We start from the raw sequence: 16,840 nt of genomic DNA on the forward strand, positions 1-16,840 counted from the left end.
TGGCGGTGGCGGTGGACGTATCGCCAGCGGTCCTTCGGTCGAGATGACCGGAACCGTGAAGTGGTACGACCCAGCTAAGGGCTTCGGCTTCGTCTCGGTCAACGACGGCGGCAAGGACGTGTTCGTCCATCGCTCCGCCCTCTCCCGCGCGGGTCTCGAATCCCTCGCGGAAGGCCAGACGGTCACGCTCGGCGTGATCGACGGCCAGAAGGGCCGCGAGGCCCAGAGCGTCAGCGTCGATTACTGATCGACGCGACCAACGGAATCGAGAGCCGCGATCCGGGAGACCGGATCGCGGCTCTTTTCGTTTGTAGACTGCTTGGCTCGACGGCGGCAGCTAGACCGCCGCCATAGTCGCGCTGGGTTTCGGATCGATCATCGACGGCCGTCGGCACACCTGAACGGCCGGCCACGGATCAGCGCGTGAGCATCTCTCAACCCGATCGCCGTCTGGCTCTTCTGATCGCCCTGGCACTCGGGGTCTCCCCTGCATGCGCGGAAGACTTCACCGGCTTCTATGCCGGAGTGAATGCCGGCTACGCCTTCGATCGCGAGCGGCACGTGCAAGCTGCATCGAGCGCTTTTCCGGGAGCACCTTCAGCAGGCGGCAATGCCGAAGGTCTGCCCCCGAGCGCCCTGTCCGCATCGCAATCCCCGGCGATGCGCGGCTCCCGCGCCGAACGGCCCCCGCAACCTGATCTCCCCACGAGATGAGGGTGCACGAGGCTGCCCGCCCCCTTGTGGCTACGGCCTAAACGGATCCGAGCCGAAGCCGTTCGCTCTTCCGTCGTCCCACCCCAAACCCCGGCCTGAGGTGCCCGCGACAGCGTGCCCCGAAGGGTTCTCCAGGGATCGCAACGGGATCTGGAGATCCTTCGAGGCCTGCGCTTCGCTCCGGCGCTTCAGGGCGAGGTGTTGGGTCGGGTCCGTACTGGCCGGAGACAGCGCATGAAAAAAGGGCCGCCCCACCGGGCGGCCCTTCTGCGTTCTCGGCCCTGATCGAGAGATCAGCGCGAATAGAACTCGATGACCAGGTTCGGTTCCATCTGGACCGGGTACGGCACCTCGTTCAGGGCCGGGACACGGGTGACGCGCGCCGTCATCTTGGCGTGATCCGCCTCGATGTAGTCGGGGACGTCGCGCTCGGCGAGCTGCGAGGCCACGACCACGAACTCGAGCTGGCGGGACGCCTCCTTGATCTCGATCTGGTCGCCCGGCTTCACCTGGTAGCTCGGGATGTTGACCCGGCGACCGTTGACCTTGATGTGGCCGTGGTTGACGAACTGACGGGCCGCGAACGGCGTCGCCACGAACTTCGCACGGTAGACCACGGCGTCGAGACGGCGCTCGAGCAGGCCGATCAGGTTCTCGCCCGAGTCGCCGCGCAGGCGGATCGCCTCGGCGTAGTAGCGGCGGAACTGCTTCTCGGTGATGTTGCCGTAATAGCCCTTGAGCTTCTGCTTGGCGCGCAGCTGCGTGCCGAAGTCGCTCATCTTGCCCTTGCGGCGCTGGCCGTGCTGGCCGGGGCCGTATTCACGACGGTTGACCGGGCTTTTCGGACGGCCCCAGATGTTCTGGCCCATCCGGCGATCGAGTTTGTGCTTCGCCTCGATGCGTTTTGACATTCGCGGTTCCTCTCAAGAAACTTGAGCTAGAGGAACGCGCCCTCCTCTCCCCCAGCAACGGCGCGGGGGCGACAGACCGGCCGTTGGCCGCTCGCGGGTGCGCTTGAAAACGTCACGGGGCCCCAAACCGGAGCCCCGCGAACCGCGCGTGCCTAGACGGAAAGCCGGGACAGGTCAATCAAGAGTGATCGATCGCACAGGGCTCCGAACTGAGGTCAACGCTCAGCAAGCCCGAGCAACGATCTGTAGTTCGCGACATCTCCACCGTGATTCCGGGGCAGCGCAGCAGAACCTGGAACCTACGACAGGCCTCGACGCCCTGTCTCCGCGTCGCATCTCGGGTGGGTTCCGGGTTCCGCTACGCGGCCCCGGCATGACGACAGTCTGTAAGATGCTGTCCAGGCAAAGACGTTACTGACGGACCAGCGGCATCGGCTCGACCGTCAACGTCTCTAACCCGCGTTTGGCCAGCGAGCGCTCCAGCGCGGGGTTCAAGCCGGCGCCACCCGTGAAGGTACCGAGCACGGTCGGCGCGGCGTCCTGGGGGGCCATCACAACCGGCCCGAGCAACTGAACCACCCGTCGCGCGATCGCCGGAGCCGGATCGATCCAGGTCACCGGCCAAGGCGCGAGGCGCTCGAAGCGCGGCAGCAGCAGCGGGTAGTGCGTGCAGGACAGGCAGACCACGTCCGTGCGCCGACCGTCGGCCAGGGTCACGAAGCAGGGCGCGATCTCCGCCGCCAATACCGCATCGTCGATCGGCTCGCCGGCCATCTCGGCTTCCGCGAAGCGCGCGAGGTTCGGCGCGCCGACGAGGGTCACGTCGCAATCGCCGGCATAGGCGGCGACGAGATCGCGGGTGTAGCTGCGGGCGATCGTGCCGGGCGTGGCCAGTAGGGTGACGACCCGCGAGCGCGTCGCCGCCGCCGCCGGCTTGATCGGCGGCACCACGCCGACGAAGGGCGTGATGAAACGCTGGCGCAGGCTCGGAAGCACCACCGTCGAGGCCGTGTTGCAGGCGATCACGACGAGGTCGGGGGCGTGGAGCGCCAGCAGGCGCTCCATCACCGCCAGCACGCGGGCGACGAGCGCCGGCTCGGTCAGCCCGCCATAGGGAAACGCCGCATCGTCGGCGGCATAGACGTAGCGCGCGTCGGGCCGCGCGCGGCGAACCTTCTCCAGCACGGTCAGGCCGCCGAGGCCGGAATCGAAGACGAGGATCAGGGGTTGGGGGCTCTGCGCGGGATACGCCGCGGAGAGTGTCGCTCCGGCCATCAGATCGATCCGCATGACGTCACCCGACATCGCCCGAAGGGCCAGTGTCGATCCGGGACGGTTAACGCAGCCTCACCGCGCCGGCAAACGGAGCACGGATTCGCGATCCGGGCGGAGCGAGGCCGTGAAATGCCTGTGCATCGCGAGGCTCTCCCGCTCGTCCTGCCGAGGCCGCGACGAACGGCGCAGGCGCTCGGGCGTTGTCCGGAAGAAATTCGAGGCTACATCCCGGCAATCTGAGAGAAAGAGAATCCAGGAATGGCCGCCAGCGCAGCGATTTCCCACTTCCCCGGTTCCTTCGACCGCGCCGCCTTCCCTCCGCCTCGCCTCGACGCCCGGCCCGTGGATCGCGAAGCCTGGATCGCCGCGTTCCGAATGGTCCGCGACGAGACCGAGCAACGCGCAGCCCCGCTTTCGCCCGAGGACCAGCAGGTCCAGTCGATGGAGGATGCGAGCCCGACCAAGTGGCACCGGGCCCATACGACTTGGTTCTTCGAGCAGTTCCTGCTCTGCGCGCTTCGGCCGGACTACCGGATCTACGACGAGCGCCTGCACTACCTCTTCAATTCGTACTACGTGCAGGCTGGCCCGCGGCAGCCCCGCTTCATGCGCGGCATGATCACCCGGCCGACGGCGATGGAGACCCAGGGCTACCGGGCCCATGTCGACCGCGCCATCGAAGCCCTGCTGCGCGAGGCGTCGGATCAGGCCCTCGAAACCATCCTGCCGATCCTGGAGATCGGCCTCTATCACGAGCAGCAGCATCAGGAGCTGATGCTCACCGACATCCTGCACGCCTTCGCGCAGAACCCGCTGGGGCCAGCCTACGACGAGGCTTGGCGCTGGCCGGCTTCGGAGGGCGGCAAGGGCCGCGTGGAGCTGTCGCGCGGCATCACGCAGATCGGGCATGACGGCGAGGGTTTCGCCTTCGACAACGAGTCGCCCCGGCACGACGTGCTCGTGTTGCCGGCGACCATCGACCGGGCGCTGGTCACCAACGCGCAATGGCTCGCATTCATCGCGGACGGCGGCTATGCGCGCGCCGAGTTGTGGCTGTCGGACGGCTGGGTGAAGCTGCAGTCGGAGGGCTGGGAGGCACCGGGCTACTGGCGCCGCACTGGGGACGGTTGGTCGAGCATGACGCTCGGCGGCATCAGCCCGATCGATCCGGCCCAGCCCGTCACCCATATCAGCTACTACGAGGCCGACGCCTTCGCCCGCTGGTCCGGACGCGACCTGCCGACCGAAGCCGAATGGGAGATCGCCGCGCGCGACGGCCTGCTCGGCGACGCCTTCGGCCATGTCTGGCAATGGACGCGCAGCGCCTACGGCGCCTATCCGGGCTACCGGCCGCTGCCCGGCGCGCTCGGCGAATACAACGGCAAGTTCATGTCCAACCAATACGTGTTGCGCGGTTCGTCCGTTGCCACGTCCGAGGGGCATGCGCGGGTGGGTTATCGCAACTTCTTCTATGCCCACCAGCGTTGGCAATTCACCGGGCTGCGGCTCGCCGACGCCCGCGTCTAAAGTGCTTTCCGACCAAGTGAATGCCGGTTGGTCGAGAAAAAACGCGTCACAACAGAGGCTTAGAGACGCCGGCCTGATGCAATCGGGTCGGGTACGGCTCTAAGCAACCGGCCGCCGTGAACAAACGTTCTCAAGGCTCGTTTCTCACCCGCAAACACAACCGCTCGCACGGGGACGCCGAGCCCCGGCCGGAGGACGCCTTTTGACCGTCAATCCCCGTTTCGAGGGCGCCAGCCCGATCAGCCGCCTGCCCGACGACCGTCAGTTTCTCGAAGACGTTTGGGACGGCCTCGCCGCAACGCCGAAGGCCCTTCCGGCGAAGTATTTCTACGACGCGGCCGGCTCGGAGCTATTCGAGGGCATTACCGGCCTCGCCGAATACTATCCGACCCGCACCGAACTGCGGATCCTCGACGAACACGGCCCGGCCATCGCCGCCGCGTTGCCGTCGGGCGCGGCGCTCGTCGAGTTCGGGGCCGGTTCCACGGTGAAGGTGCGCCGGCTGCTGCGCCATCTGCGCGATCTCACGGCCTACGTGCCCGTCGACGTCTCCGGCGAGTTCTTGACGGCCCAGGCCGAGGGTCTTCGCCGCGATATTCCGGATCTTGCGGTCGAGCCGGTCGTGGCCGACTTCACCCGCCCCTTCGCCTTGCCGGCGACGGTGGGCAATGCGCCGCGCGCGGGCTTCTTCCCCGGTTCGACCATCGGTAATTTCCGGCCGGAGGAAGCGATCCGTCTGCTCGACACCTTCGGTGCGATTCTTGGCGAGGGTTCTCAGCTCATCGTCGGCGTGGATCTCGTCAAGGACACCGATGTGCTCGAGGCGGCCTATGACGACGCCTCCGGCGTGACGGCCGCCTTCAACCTGAACCTCCTGACCCGGATCAACCGCGAACTGGCCGGGGGCTTCGCAGACGACAGCTTCCACCACCGCGCCTTCTTCAACGCCGCGGCCTCACGGATCGAAATGCATCTCGTCAGCCGTGAAGCGCAGGAGATCGACATCGCCGGCCGCCGCTTCGACTTCGCGGCAGGTGAATCGATCCACACCGAGAACAGCTACAAATACTCGATCGCCAGCTTCCGGGATCTCGCGGCACAGGCCGGTTGGGCTGCCGGCGAGGTCTGGACCGACCCGGACGGACTCTTCTCGGTGCATGCCCTGCGGCGCAGACCGGTCTGAGCAGCCGCGACGCAAAAAGCCTTCTCCGTTCGACGGAGAGGGCTTTTTTAGTAGGCGCGGGTCGATCCGGCCCCGTCAGTAGACCGTTTCGGCGCCGTCCTTGCGCGGCGTGGCACCCTTCACGCCGGCCTCGGTGTCGGCGCGCTCGGCGTCCCGCTTGTCGAGGGACCGGCTGACGACCTTGGCGAGCCCGACCATGATCGTGTCGAGGATGTAGTCCTTCGGCGTGTAGACCGCCGTGACGCCCATGTTCTTGAGCACCAACTCGTCGTCGGTCGAGATGATGCCGCCGACGACGACGGGGATGTGATCGAGGCCGGCCTCGCGCAGCTTCGCCTTCACGTCGCGCACCAGCGGTACGTGCGAGCCCGAGAGGATCGACAGACCGATCACGTGCGCGCCGGTCGACTTGGCCTTGGCAACGATCTCGGCCGGAGTCTGGCGGATGCCGTCATAGGTCACGTCGAAGCCGACATCGCGGGCGCGAAGGGCGATCTGCTCGGCGCCGTTCGAATGGCCGTCGAGGCCGGGCTTGCCGACCACCAGCTTCGGCGTTTCGCCGAGGCGCTCGCCGAGATCGGCGATGAGCAGCCGCGCGTCCTCCGCCGCACCCGAGGTCACCGTCTCCAAAGTCACGCCGGTCGGCGCACGGTACTCGCCGAACACCTCGCGCAGGCGCTGGCCCCACTCGCCGGTGGTGACGCCGGCCTGGGCCGCCGCGATCGAGACCGGCATGATGTTGGCGCCCGAGCGCGCCGCCTGTTCGAGATCGTCGAGGGCCTTGCCGACGGCGTTGTCGTCGCGCTTCTGGCGCCATTCGCGGATGCGGGCCTCGGCCTCCATCTCGACGGTTTCGGAGACGGTGAAGATCGCGCCCTCGCCGGCGGTGAGCGGCGACGGCTCGCCCTGCTGCCACTTGTTGACGCCGACCACGACCTGATCGCCCGATTCGATCGCCGAGATGCGCTTGGCGTTGGATTCGACGAGGGCCCGCTTGAGTTCGCCCGCTTCGACGGCCGACACCGCGCCGCCGAGTTCGGCGATGCGCTTCAGCTCGGCACGGGTCTGCTCCTTGAGTTCCTCGACGCGCGCCTCGATCACCTTCGAACCGTCGAAGATGTCCTCGTATTCGAGAAGGTCGGTCTCGAAGGCCAGGATCTGCTGCATGCGCATCGACCATTGCTGGTCCCAGGGCCGCGGCAGCCCGAGCGCCTCGTTCCAGGCCGGCAGCTGCACGGCGCGGGCGCGGGCGCGCTTCGACAGCGTCACGGCCAGCATCTCGATGAGGATGCGGTGGACGTTGTTCTCGGGCTGCTGCTCCGTCAGCCCCAGCGAGTTCACCTGCACGCCGTAGCGGAAGATGCGCTTCTTGGCCTCGGTGATGCCGTAGCGCTCCTGGGCGATCTCGTCCCAGAGTTCGGCGAACGCCCGCATCTTGCAGATCTCGGTGACGAACCGCATGCCGGCATTCACGAAGAACGAGATCCGGCTGAACACGTCGGCGAAGCTCGCCTCGTCGAATTCGGGATCGTCGCGCACCGTGTCGAGCACGGCGATGGCGATGGCCAGCGCGTAGGACAGCTCCTGGACCGGCGTCGCCCCCGCCTCCTGCAGGTGGTAGGAGCAGACGTTCATCGGGTTCCACTTCGGCACTTCCTTGGTCGTGAACAGGATCACGTCCTTGGTCAGGCGAAGCGAAGGTTTCGGCGGAAACACGTAGGTTCCGCGCGAGAGGTATTCCTTGATGATGTCGTTCTGCGTGGTGCCCTGGAGAGCATCGAGCGGCGCGCCCTGCTCCTCGGCCACGGCGAGGTAGAGCGACAGCAGCCACGGCGCCGTGGCGTTGATCGTCATCGAGGTGTTCATCTGCGACAGCGGAATGTCGTTGAACAGCGTCCGCATGTCGCCGAGATGCGCGATCGAGACGCCGACCTTGCCGACCTCGCCGCGCGCGAGCTCGTGATCTGGATCGTAGCCGGTCTGCGTCGGCAGATCGAAGGCGACCGAGAGGCCGGTCTGCCCCTTGGCGAGGTTGCCGCGATAGAGCTTGTTCGATTCCGCAGCGTTGGAATGGCCCGCATAGGTGCGGATGATCCACGGCTTGTCGCGGTTGCGTGCTTCCAGCATTCTCTCGACCCACCTCGTCGTTTCCAGCCCTTTTGCTATGGGCCGGGTGCGGTGTCGAGTGACGTCACGCGGGCGCGGGAGACGCGCAGACCCTCGATCCCAAGCCGATTGCCGTGAGCCTTCGCGGGCGGGCGCAGGTTGAGATCATCGGCCTCTTCGCTTGGCCTGGGGCTCACGAGTCCCGTTCTTCCAAGATCACGTCAGAGAACGTCGCCCCTCGATGCCCGCCCGGGAGGCTCTCCTGATGGGCTGGCATCATTAAACTAGAGGCGCAGTTTCCCCTCGCAGATCTCTTTGAATAGAGACGGATCGAGCCTCCGATAGCGATCGTCGAGGCATACATAAAGAACATCCCGGATCCGGCTCGGATCGAACCCCTCGGCAGCAAGCGCGCCCTTCTTCTGCTTGAAGGTCTCAGTATGGGCGAATGTCGGCACGATCCGCAGGAAGAGCGGGCGGGCATAGGCCGGCAGGCGTTCCGCGAGGACGGCATGCAGGGCCTCGAGCTCGAAGTCGGGACCGATGACGAGCGCAGCCATGCCGGCCCGGCCCTCGGCACCGGAAACCGCAACCCCGTAGACGCTCGCCTCGATCACGCCCGGGCAATTGCCGATCGCCTCGGCGACCTCGGTGGTGGCGACGTTCTCGCCCTTCCAGCGAAAGGTGTCGCCGATCCGGTCCACGAAATAGAAGAAGCCCTGCACGTCCCGGCGCATCAGGTCGCCGGTCCGCATCCAGGCATCGCCCGGCTGGAGCACGTCGCGGACGACCTTGCGGCTGGTCTCCTCGGCACTCGTGTAGCCTTCGAAGCTGTGTTCGGCCTTGGACGAGAGCCGTCCCAGCAGCTCGCCGGACTCGTCCGGTTCGGCCGGGACGCAGCGGCCGGCGGCATCGCGCAGCGGCAATCCGGTCTCGACGTCGTGGCGCACGATCAGAGCCGGCGAGCGCCGCGCCATGAAGGACGGCACCCGCCCGACGGCGCCGAGCTTGCCCTCGACGTTGTAGAGCGAGACCGTGCCCTCGGTTGCCGCATAGAATTCGAGAATGCGCGGGATGGCGAAGCGATCGCGAAAACGCTCCCAGACATCGGGCCGCATGCCGTTGCCGGTGCAGAGACGCAGGGCATGCCGGCGCTCGAACGGGTCCGGCGGCGCCACGGTGAGATAGCGGCACAGTTCGCCGATATACTGAAACATCGTCGCGCCACTCTCTGTGACGTCGCGCCAGAAAGCGCTCGCCGAGAACTTCTGCCGGATGACCACCGCGCCACCGCCGAGGAGCACGCTGCCGGGCGCAACGACACCGCCGACCGAGTGGTAGAGCGGCAGGCAATTGTACATCCGGTCGTCCGCGCCGGCATCGATCAGCCCGGCGAACCAGTGCGTCCACATCATGATCCGGTGGTGGCTCACGCGGGCGGCCTTGGGCAGGCCGGTGGTGCCGGAGGTGAAGATCAGCAGGGCCTCGTCGCGAACCCCGACGGCCGGTCCCTCGCCGTCCTGCAGCGGAGCCTCGGAATAGCCTGCCGCGGCCTCGGACAGGGACGCACCGTCGGCGCCCATCCCCTGCCAGACGATATCGAGCCGTTTCACGAGATGCGGCTCGGCACTCGCGACGGCCTCGGCGAGTTCCCTGTCCGCGATGAGGATGCGGGGGGCCGCCACGTCGATGCAATGGGCGAGGCTGCGGTCGCGCAGATTGGTGTTGAGGAGGGCGACCCGGACGCCGACCCGCGTGATCCCCAGCCAGATGGCCAGGAAATCCGGCCGGTTCGTCATGAGGAGGGCGACGGTCTCGCCCTTGGCGAGTCCCAGATCGAGGGCCCACCGGGCATAGCGGTTCTGGCGCGCCGCGAGCTCGCGGTGGCTCAAGGTTTCGTCCGTGCCGATCAGGGCCGGCGCAGCGCCGTGGCGGGCGGCCAGTTCGTCGATCACGCGGGGGAAGATGCGTTCGGGCTGCGCGTCGATGCGGGCCGTGCGCTCGAGCGCGCCGATCCAGCCCGAAGTCGAGGACGGCCGTGGCGACGGTTGGGAAAGAGGGGAAGCGGCCATCGTGGCTCTGCGTTGCGGAAGGATGGGCTTCAGACGGCGCAACGGTCCGCAACGACCACGCGGCGCAGTGCGACCTGGGCGATCCAGTTGCGGAAGAGCTGCGCCGCAGGGGCCTGCCAAGCGGGCGCGTGCGGGGGAGCGGCGGCAAAGCTCGGGAACCGGGTGAACAGGGCCGGTTCACGCCGCGCCTGCACCTCGGCCGCGAAGGCATCGAGTCGGACGACGGCCTCGGGCGAAAAGTAGTTCTCCGGCAGTGGCGGGCAGGTGTCGCGGCTGCCGTCGAGAAACCGGCCGACGTCGCGGCGGTATTCGCGGGCGAGGCTGTCGGGCGCGTATTCGGGATGGCCCTGGAGGAAGACGAACAGGCTGCCGGACTCGCGGACGAAGAGGTCGACCCCGATTTCGGCCGAGCGCCGCAGCACCGTGTAACCGTGCGCCACGAGATCCGACTCGGATAGGTCGTTCCAGCGGGAATGCGGCACCGCGACGGTCTCGGGCATTCCGGCCAGCAGAGGATGGGAGACGGCCGAGCAGGCGAAGACACCGGAATGCTTCGCCGCCAGCGGCCTACGCCGGATACCGTCGAGATGGAGGACGGCCGCGTGCGACGCGAGGCAGGAAAACAGGGTCGAGACCGTGTTGACCTCCGCCCAGTCCACCACCATGCCGAGCGGTCCGAAGAAGGGCTCGTCATCGAGCCTGTCGGCCTTCGGCTCGCATCCTGTCACGACGAGAGCGTCGAGGCCCGCAGCGGCGAGCGCTTCGTGCGGCGCATAATGCGCATCGATATGCGCCCGGACGAGAGGACCGCGCGGCAGGTCGCGGAAGACGAACGGCGCGAGCACGGCCTCGTGCCCGATTAGTTGCCGGAACTGCCGTTCGGTCTGGACGAAGGCCGCATCGGGCATGTTGTTCAGGAGGCCGATCCGCAACGGCGGCGCGACGCGTGCCCGCGCCGGCATGGCCGGCGCCGGGACGGAACCGTCCCACCCGAAGGCGGGAGCGGAGCTCGCATGTCCATGATCGAGCATCGCCGGTAACTCCTAGTTTGCCGCTGCCCCGACGGTGCTCACGCGGCGCGGGCGAAGGCGGTGGCGGCGTCGAGGGCCTGAGCGAGATCGTCGGTGATGTCGTCGATGTGCTCGATGCCGACGCTGATCCGGATCATCTCGGGCGAGACACCGGCCGATTTCTGCTCGGCCGGCGTCATCTGCCGGTGCGTGGTCGAAGCGGGATGGCAGGCGAGCGACTTGGCGTCGCCGATATTGACGAGGCGCTTCACCAGCTTCAGCGCGTCGTAGAACGACTTGCCGGCCTCGAAGCCGCCACGCACCCCGAAGGTGAGCAGCGACGAACCCTCGCCGCCGAGATATTTTTGGGCCATCGCGTGATGCGGGTTGTCAGGGAAACCCGCGTAATTGACCCAGGCGATGCCGGGATGCGCGCGCAGGAATTCCGCGACCTTGCGCCCGTTCTGCACGTGCCGCTCGACCCGGAGGGCCACGGTCTCGATGCCCTGAAGGAGCAGGAAGGCGCTCATGGCCGGCAGCACGGCGCCGGTGGTGCGCTGGTAGACGCTGCGGGCGCGGGCCACGAAGGCGCCCTTGCCGAAATGCTCGGCGTAGACGAGGCCGTGATAGGACACGTCCGGAACCGAGAACATCGGGAAGCGCCGGGCCTGCGCCTTCCAGTCGAACCGGCCGGAATCGACGATGAAGCCGCCCATGGTCGTGCCGTGGCCGCCCATGAACTTGGTCAGCGAGCCGAGGACGATGTCCGCGCCGTAATCGATCGGCCGCAGCAGGATCGGCGTCGCCACCGTGTTGTCGACGACGAGGGGCACGCCTCGGGCATGGGCAACGCGGGCGAGCGCCTCGATGTCGCAGATGTTGCCGGCGGGGTTGCCGATCGACTCGCAATAGACCGCGCGGGTGTCGTCATCGATCAGCTTGGCGATCTCGGCCGGGTCGTCGCTGGCGGCGAAGCGGCACTGGATGCCCTGACGCGGCAGCACGTGGGCGAGCAGCGTGTGCGTCGTGCCGTAGAGCTGGGGCACCGAGACGATGTTGCCGCCGTGGTCGGCCAGCGTCGCGATGGCGTAATGCAGGGCCGCTTGGCCGCTGGCGACGGCGAGCGCCGCATGGCCGCCCTCCAGTTCGGCGACCCGCTTCTCCAGCACCGCCACCGTCGGGTTGGAGATCCGGCTGTAGCGGTAGCCCTCCTCTTCGAGGTTGAAGAGGGCCGCGCCGTGATCGGCGCTGTCGAAGCTGTAGGCGACGCTCTGGTAGATCGGAACCGCCACGGCATGCGTCGTCGGATCGTGATCGAAGCCGGCGTGTACGGCGATCGTCTCGCTGCGCATGGGGCGTTCCGTCTCGGAAAGAAAGCGTGTCGGCCTTCCAGCAAGGCCTGCACCAAGCTTTCGCGCACCAAATCGAGACAGACCATTGAGAACTATGATGAACGACAATGCTTCGCATTCGTGGTTAAATTTTTCATGTGATACTGCATGCAATCGATCATCGAATATTCAAGACCACATCAGGCTGAGACCGACCCGTCTCGATGGCCTCGGCGCCCGTGTCGCAGATCGGCACAGGCGTATCGAAACGAAACGTGTTCCTTTCAGTCTCCACGCGCCGGATCTATCGAAACCGAAGCATATTCTTGCGTCGTTAATGATCCGCGGAAGGAATTCTTGCAGATTTTGCCAATAACGGCTCTCTCTGATGCAGCAGTGCCCCGGAACGCCGTGGGCGCCGACGCAATTCTCATGAGGGCGACCGTGGCGACGATACCGATGATTCCGTCCGTGACCTCCGTGGACCTGAGGGCGGCCCCGATCGAGCCGAGCTGGATCCGCAAGGGCAATCCGCTCGCGCGGAACGCGACCCTGTCGCGCAGCGCGGACGGCCTCGCCAGCACGCTGGTCTGGGACTGCACCGCCGGCGAGTTCCAGTGGATCTACGAGATCGACGAGACGATCTACTTCCTCGAAGGATCGGCGACGATCTCGGACGGCCACAACCCGCCCAAGACCTTCGGGCCGGGCGATGTGCTGTTCCTGCCTCGGGGAGCCGTGTGTCACTGGCATGTCGAGAGCTACGTCAAGAAGGTCGCCTTCTGCCGCCGCACCCTGCCGAAGACGGTCGGCCTCGGCATGCGGGCTTTCGCCCGGCTCGTCCGGATGGTGAAGGGCGGCTCTTCCGGCGGCTTCCAGGTCGGCCCTGCCGGGGCCGCCTGAGCACCGACTGTCCCTTTTTGAGTGAGACCCGAGCCATGACGGCGCCCGATCCCGAGACCTGGACCTATTTCGAGGATGCCTGGCATCCCGGCAACGTCCGCATGATGGGTCCGCGGACGCACGGGTCGTGGCTCGGCTCGACCGTGTTCGACGGCGCGCGTGCCTTCGAGGGCATGACGCCGGATCTCGACCTGCACCTCGCGCGGGTGAACCGCTCGGCCACGGCGCTGGGGCTGCTGCCCAAGGTGGACGTGGCGCGCTGGGACGAACTCGTGAGCGAGGGGCTCGCCCGCTTCCCGCATGATGCGGAACTCTACATCCGCCCGATGTACTGGGCGGAGCTCGGCTTTGCCGGCGGCGTGCGCTTCGACCCCGATTCCACCAACTGGTGCCTGTCGATCTACCACGCGCCGATGCCGCTGCCGTCCGGCGTGCGGGCGACGCTCTCGCCGTTCCGCCGGCCGTCGATCGAGGTGGCTCCGGTCGACGCCAAAGCCGGCTGCCTCTATCCGAACGGCGCGCGGGCGCTGATGGAGGCGCAGGCGCGCGGCTTCGGCAATTGCCTGATGCGCGACGGGCTCGGCAACATCGCCGAATTCGCCAACGCCAACGCCTTCCTGGCGCGCGACGGCGTCGTCTATACACCGGTGCCGAACGGGACCTTTCTTGCCGGCATCACGCGCGCGCGCGTCGTCTCCCTCCTGCGTGCGGCGGGCGTCACCGTCGTCGAGAAGACGCTGTCCTACGAGGATTTTCTACAGGCGGACGAGCTGTTCACGGCGGGGAATTTCGCCAAGGTCGCGCCCGTCGTGGGCCTCGACGACGTCCGCTACGAGCCCGGCCCGATGTTCCGACTCGCCCGCCAGCTCTACTGGGATTTCGCGCACGGACGCGGCCGGTAAGCCACGCCCGTACGAGGCGCGTCGAAACTCACCGGGAGGCGAGAGCCTTCTCGCGGATCGCGGTCAGGCTCAGGCCCGGCGAGATGGCGTCGGTCGACATCTTCAGGTGGATGATGGCAGGCTGGCCCGAGGCGAGCGCCGCCTCCAGCGCGGCCGGGAAATCCGCGGTGCGCTCCACGGTGATGCCGAAGCCGCCGAAAGCCCGGGCGTAAGCGGCAAAATCCGGGTTGCGCAGGTCGGTCGCCGAGACGCGGCCGGGAAAGTCGCGCTCCTGGTGCATGCGGATCGTGCCGTAGCTGGCATTGTCGCAGACGATGCAGACGATGGGCAGGTCGTACTGGACGGCGGTGGCGAATTCCTGCCCGTTCATCAGGAAGTCGCCGTCGCCGGCGAGCGAGATCACGGTGCGATCGGGATAGAGCCGCTTGATCCCGACCGCCGCCGGCACGCCGTAGCCCATCGAGCCCGAGGTCGGGGCAAGATGCGTAGCGAGGCGACGGAAGCGGTAATAGCGATGGATCCAGGCCGCGTAGTTGCCGGCGCCGTTGCAGAGGATCGCGTCGGCCGGCAGCGTCTCGCGCAGGTGGATCATCACGTCGCCGAGGTTCACGTCGCCGGGCTGCGGCGTCGCCGCCTCGCTCCAGGCGAGGTAGTCGGCATGGGCCGCGCGGGTCTCCTTCGCCCACGGCACGCTCGCGGGCGCATCGAGCCGCGCCAGCGCCGCCGCCATGCGGTTCGGTGCGGCGTTGATCGCGAGATGCGGGACGTAGACCCGGCCGAGCTCTTCCGCCCCCGGATGGATGTGGACGAGGCGGGTGCGCGGGTTCGGGATGTCGAGGAGCTCGTAGCCCTGGCTCGGCACTTCGCCGAGGCGTCCGCCCAGCACGATAAGCAGGTCGGCCGCCTTGGCCCGCGCGACGAGCCGCGGGTTGGCCGCGAGGCCGAGATCGCCGGCATAGGCCGGGTGCAGCGGGTCGAACAGCGGCAGGCGGCGGTAGCTCGTAGCGACGGGCAGATCGAAACGGTCGGCGAAGGCGTGGATGTCGCGATAGGCTGCCTCGCTCCAGCGGCTGCCGCCGAGGAGCAGGAAGGGGCGTTCGGCCTCGGCCAGAAGCGCCGCGAGCTGTTCGATCTCCTCGTGCCCTGGGGCGGCCTCGACCGGGCGCCAGGGCGCGGCGAGCGGTCCGGGACAGGCATCCTTGAGCATGTCCTTCGGCAGCGCGATCACCACCGGGCCCGGCCGGCCGCCGGTGGCAGCATGGAAGGCGCGCGAGACGTATTCCGGCACGCGCGACGCGTCGTCGATCTCGGTGGCCCATTTGGCGATCGGGCCGAAGGCGGCGCGGTAGTCCATCTCCTGCCACGCCTCGCGGTCGCGCAGATGCCGCTCGATCTGGCCGACGAACATGATCAGCGGGGTCGAATCCTGCTGGGCGATGTGGATGCCGGCCGAGGCGTTGGTCGCGCCGGGTCCACGGGTGACGAAGCAGATGCCGGGCCGGCCCGTGGCCTTGCCGTAGGCCTCCGCCATCATCGCGACGCCGCCCTCCTGCCGGCAGACCGTGACCTGGATGCTCGATTCGTAGAGGGCGTCGAGCACCGGCAGGAAGCTCTCGCCGGGCACCGTGAAGACGTGTTCGACACCGTTCGCGGCGAGCTGATCCACCAGCGCCTGGGCCGCGTTGCGGTTTGCGACGGGACCGTTGGAGACGTCTTGGTCGAGCATGGTGCAATCCGGACCGTCGCAGGCGCGCCGTACAGGCGTAGCGCTCAGGCCGTGAAGATTTGGAGAACGCGTCGTCCTGCCGGCGATCTCAAGTCCCGATGACCGCAGCCTCGGTATAGGCAAGGTCGCCACAGCGTGGGGTTATAGGTCCGCGCGCGTATTTCGGCATGCGCCCAGCCAGGAAGCGTCCGGGCAGGCCGGGCACCGGTCCCTGCGCGTCGAGCAGGAGCAGGAACAGGCCATGCCGGGCGAGCGCGCGGCCGACGGCATGCGAGAGCCGGCGCCAGTCCGTCCCCTCCGCGCAATAGACGACCTGCGCGATCGGCAGGCGCCCCTTGATCAGCCGGCGCGCCACGACGAAGGGATAGGCCCGCCCGTCGGCGAGGCACCAGAAGGTGATGCAGCCGAGCGCCGCGTGGTGGTCCATCAGCGCGGCCTCGGTGGGATCGACGATCACGTCGCCGCCCGGACGCTCCCGGGAAATCGTCGCGCGGCCGAGCCCTGCCAGCGACGCCAACGGTGCGGCGAGCATCACCCCTTCCGTGTAGCGGCGGAAGCCCTGCGCCTCGATGATCGGCCGGGTGTGGCGCTCCGAGGAGATGTTGACGTAGGTGATGGAGCGGTCGCGCAAGGCGGCGCTGACCAGCATCGTGCCGAAGCGGCGGTAGCCCTCCGCGACGTACCAGCTCGACATGTTGCAGCGTGTGCCTCCGGCTCCGAAGAGCGTGAGCAGGCAGCCGACGAGGGTGTCTCCGTCGACCAGCACGAAGCCGAGACCGGGCAGACCCTGCGCCTCCGTCCAGGCACCGAGCCGCGTCAGGGATTTGCGCCAGTCTGCGAGGCTGCGGGCCGGAAAGCCCTGCGTCAGAAGCACCGCCAGCGCGTCGATATCGGCGGGCTCGACACGGCGGCAGCGCACGCCTCGGGGTGGCAGCGCTGCGGAAGCGGCTGGTGCCGATGAAGCCTCTCGGATCGTCGTCATCGCTCGCCTCCACCTGTCTCCGAACGGCACGCCGGCGGGATGCCCGCACCGAAATACGTGCCGGATCCGAACGGCCGGTCCGCCATGCCGGGGTCCCGAACTTGCAACCTGAAGCTTCGAACGCGCGGCTTTGCCATTTCTGGACTGGTTCGATGGGCTCGGATCAGGGCCCGACCGAGGCTTCACCCTAGAGAGGCA

Annotated in this window: 14 protein-coding genes; 6 read left to right on the plus strand and 8 right to left on the minus strand. The window is 67.7% G+C overall.

Annotation, left to right across the window (positions count from 1 at the left end; all coding sequences use genetic code 11):
* Positions 1–247 (plus strand): cold shock domain-containing protein (locus FV217_RS12380; protein ID WP_281407166.1); only part of this gene is annotated, 247 nt, incomplete at its 5' end.
* A 176-nt stretch (positions 248–423) separates the two neighbouring features.
* Positions 424–714 carry a hypothetical protein gene (locus tag FV217_RS12385; protein WP_246682775.1) on the plus strand — a complete coding sequence of 97 codons (291 nt, stop codon included), beginning with the start codon at positions 424–426 and terminating at the stop codon, positions 712–714.
* Between the two features lie 293 nt (positions 715–1,007).
* Here FV217_RS12385 and rpsD read toward each other — a convergent pair whose 3' ends face one another.
* Positions 1,008–1,625 carry a 30S ribosomal protein S4 gene (gene rpsD / locus FV217_RS12390; RefSeq protein WP_147817489.1) on the minus strand — a complete coding sequence of 206 codons (618 nt, stop codon included), beginning with the start codon at positions 1,623–1,625 and terminating at the stop codon, positions 1,008–1,010.
* 411 nt (positions 1,626–2,036) lie between these two features.
* Positions 2,037–2,915, minus strand: coding sequence for a glutamate racemase (gene murI, locus FV217_RS12395; RefSeq protein ID WP_147817490.1), 879 nt, complete (start codon positions 2,913–2,915; stop codon positions 2,037–2,039).
* 243 nt (positions 2,916–3,158) lie between these two features.
* Here murI and egtB point away from each other — a divergent pair, with 243 nt between their 5' ends.
* Together egtB and egtD are read left to right on the plus strand one after the other, a co-directional pair.
* Positions 3,159–4,427 (plus strand): ergothioneine biosynthesis protein EgtB, encoded by a 1,269-nt coding sequence (gene egtB, locus FV217_RS12400; RefSeq protein ID WP_147817491.1) that lies wholly within the window; start codon positions 3,159–3,161, stop codon positions 4,425–4,427.
* Between the two features lie 202 nt (positions 4,428–4,629).
* Positions 4,630–5,610: an L-histidine N(alpha)-methyltransferase gene (egtD, locus tag FV217_RS12405; protein WP_147817492.1), complete on the plus strand. Its 981-nt coding sequence runs from the start codon at positions 4,630–4,632 to the stop codon at positions 5,608–5,610.
* A gap of 75 nt (positions 5,611–5,685) precedes the next feature.
* Here the strand turns inward: egtD and FV217_RS12410 are convergent, their stop codons facing one another.
* The 4 genes from FV217_RS12410 to FV217_RS12425 form a co-directional block, all read right to left on the minus strand.
* Positions 5,686–7,737 carry a protein meaA gene (locus FV217_RS12410; protein WP_147817493.1) on the minus strand — a complete coding sequence of 684 codons (2,052 nt, stop codon included), beginning with the start codon at positions 7,735–7,737 and terminating at the stop codon, positions 5,686–5,688.
* A gap of 263 nt (positions 7,738–8,000) precedes the next feature.
* Positions 8,001–9,788, minus strand: coding sequence for a long-chain-acyl-CoA synthetase (locus FV217_RS12415; protein WP_147817494.1), 1,788 nt, complete (start codon positions 9,786–9,788; stop codon positions 8,001–8,003).
* Positions 9,789–9,817: 29 nt separating this feature from the next.
* Entirely contained in the window at positions 9,818–10,819 is a 1,002-nt protein-coding gene (locus FV217_RS12420) for a homoserine O-succinyltransferase (protein ID WP_147817495.1), read from the minus strand.
* A gap of 38 nt (positions 10,820–10,857) precedes the next feature.
* Positions 10,858–12,150 (minus strand): O-acetylhomoserine aminocarboxypropyltransferase/cysteine synthase family protein, encoded by a 1,293-nt coding sequence (locus tag FV217_RS12425; protein ID WP_147817496.1) that lies wholly within the window; start codon positions 12,148–12,150, stop codon positions 10,858–10,860.
* Between the two features lie 438 nt (positions 12,151–12,588).
* On the opposite strand from FV217_RS12425, the gene FV217_RS12430 reads away from it, so the two are divergent.
* Positions 12,589–13,032 carry a cupin domain-containing protein gene (locus tag FV217_RS12430; RefSeq protein ID WP_147817520.1) on the plus strand — a complete coding sequence of 148 codons (444 nt, stop codon included), beginning with the start codon at positions 12,589–12,591 and terminating at the stop codon, positions 13,030–13,032.
* 35 nt (positions 13,033–13,067) lie between these two features.
* A complete protein-coding gene (locus tag FV217_RS12435) occupies positions 13,068–13,934 on the plus strand; it encodes a branched-chain amino acid aminotransferase (protein WP_147817497.1) in 867 nt (288 codons plus the stop codon).
* Positions 13,935–13,962: 28 nt separating this feature from the next.
* On the opposite strand, the gene FV217_RS12440 is transcribed toward FV217_RS12435, so the two are convergent.
* Together FV217_RS12440 and FV217_RS12445 are read right to left on the minus strand one after the other, a co-directional pair.
* Complete coding sequence (locus tag FV217_RS12440; protein WP_147817498.1) at positions 13,963–15,660, minus strand: thiamine pyrophosphate-binding protein; 1,698 nt, start codon at positions 15,658–15,660, stop codon at positions 13,963–13,965.
* 88 nt (positions 15,661–15,748) lie between these two features.
* Entirely contained in the window at positions 15,749–16,642 is an 894-nt protein-coding gene (locus FV217_RS12445; RefSeq protein WP_147817499.1) for an acyl-CoA acyltransferase, read from the minus strand.
* Between the last annotated feature and the right edge of the window lie 198 nt (positions 16,643–16,840).

It is taken from the genome of Methylobacterium sp. WL9, from assembly GCF_008040035.1.
Taxonomy (GTDB): Bacteria; Pseudomonadota; Alphaproteobacteria; order Rhizobiales; family Beijerinckiaceae; genus Methylobacterium; species Methylobacterium thuringiense.

What these genes read in the sequence shown, in the direction of transcription:
- FV217_RS12430 (WP_147817520.1), top strand. Translation starts at nt 12,589, where the DNA reads ATGATTCCGTCCGTGACCTCCGTGGACCTGAGGGCGGCCCCGATCGAG.
- FV217_RS12420 (WP_147817495.1), bottom strand. Translation starts at nt 10,819, where the DNA reads ATGCTCGATCATGGACATGCGAGCTCCGCTCCCGCCTTCGGGTGGGAC.
- FV217_RS12410 (WP_147817493.1), bottom strand. Translation starts at nt 7,737, where the DNA reads ATGCTGGAAGCACGCAACCGCGACAAGCCGTGGATCATCCGCACCTAT.
- FV217_RS12435 (WP_147817497.1), top strand. Translation starts at nt 13,068, where the DNA reads ATGACGGCGCCCGATCCCGAGACCTGGACCTATTTCGAGGATGCCTGG.
- FV217_RS12415 (WP_147817494.1), bottom strand. Translation starts at nt 9,788, where the DNA reads ATGGCCGCTTCCCCTCTTTCCCAACCGTCGCCACGGCCGTCCTCGACT.
- rpsD (WP_147817489.1), bottom strand. Translation starts at nt 1,625, where the DNA reads ATGTCAAAACGCATCGAGGCGAAGCACAAACTCGATCGCCGGATGGGC.
- murI (WP_147817490.1), bottom strand. Translation starts at nt 2,915, where the DNA reads ATGCGGATCGATCTGATGGCCGGAGCGACACTCTCCGCGGCGTATCCC.
- FV217_RS12440 (WP_147817498.1), bottom strand. Translation starts at nt 15,660, where the DNA reads ATGCTCGACCAAGACGTCTCCAACGGTCCCGTCGCAAACCGCAACGCG.
- FV217_RS12445 (WP_147817499.1), bottom strand. Translation starts at nt 16,642, where the DNA reads ATGACGACGATCCGAGAGGCTTCATCGGCACCAGCCGCTTCCGCAGCG.
- egtB (WP_147817491.1), top strand. Translation starts at nt 3,159, where the DNA reads ATGGCCGCCAGCGCAGCGATTTCCCACTTCCCCGGTTCCTTCGACCGC.
- FV217_RS12425 (WP_147817496.1), bottom strand. Translation starts at nt 12,150, where the DNA reads ATGCGCAGCGAGACGATCGCCGTACACGCCGGCTTCGATCACGATCCG.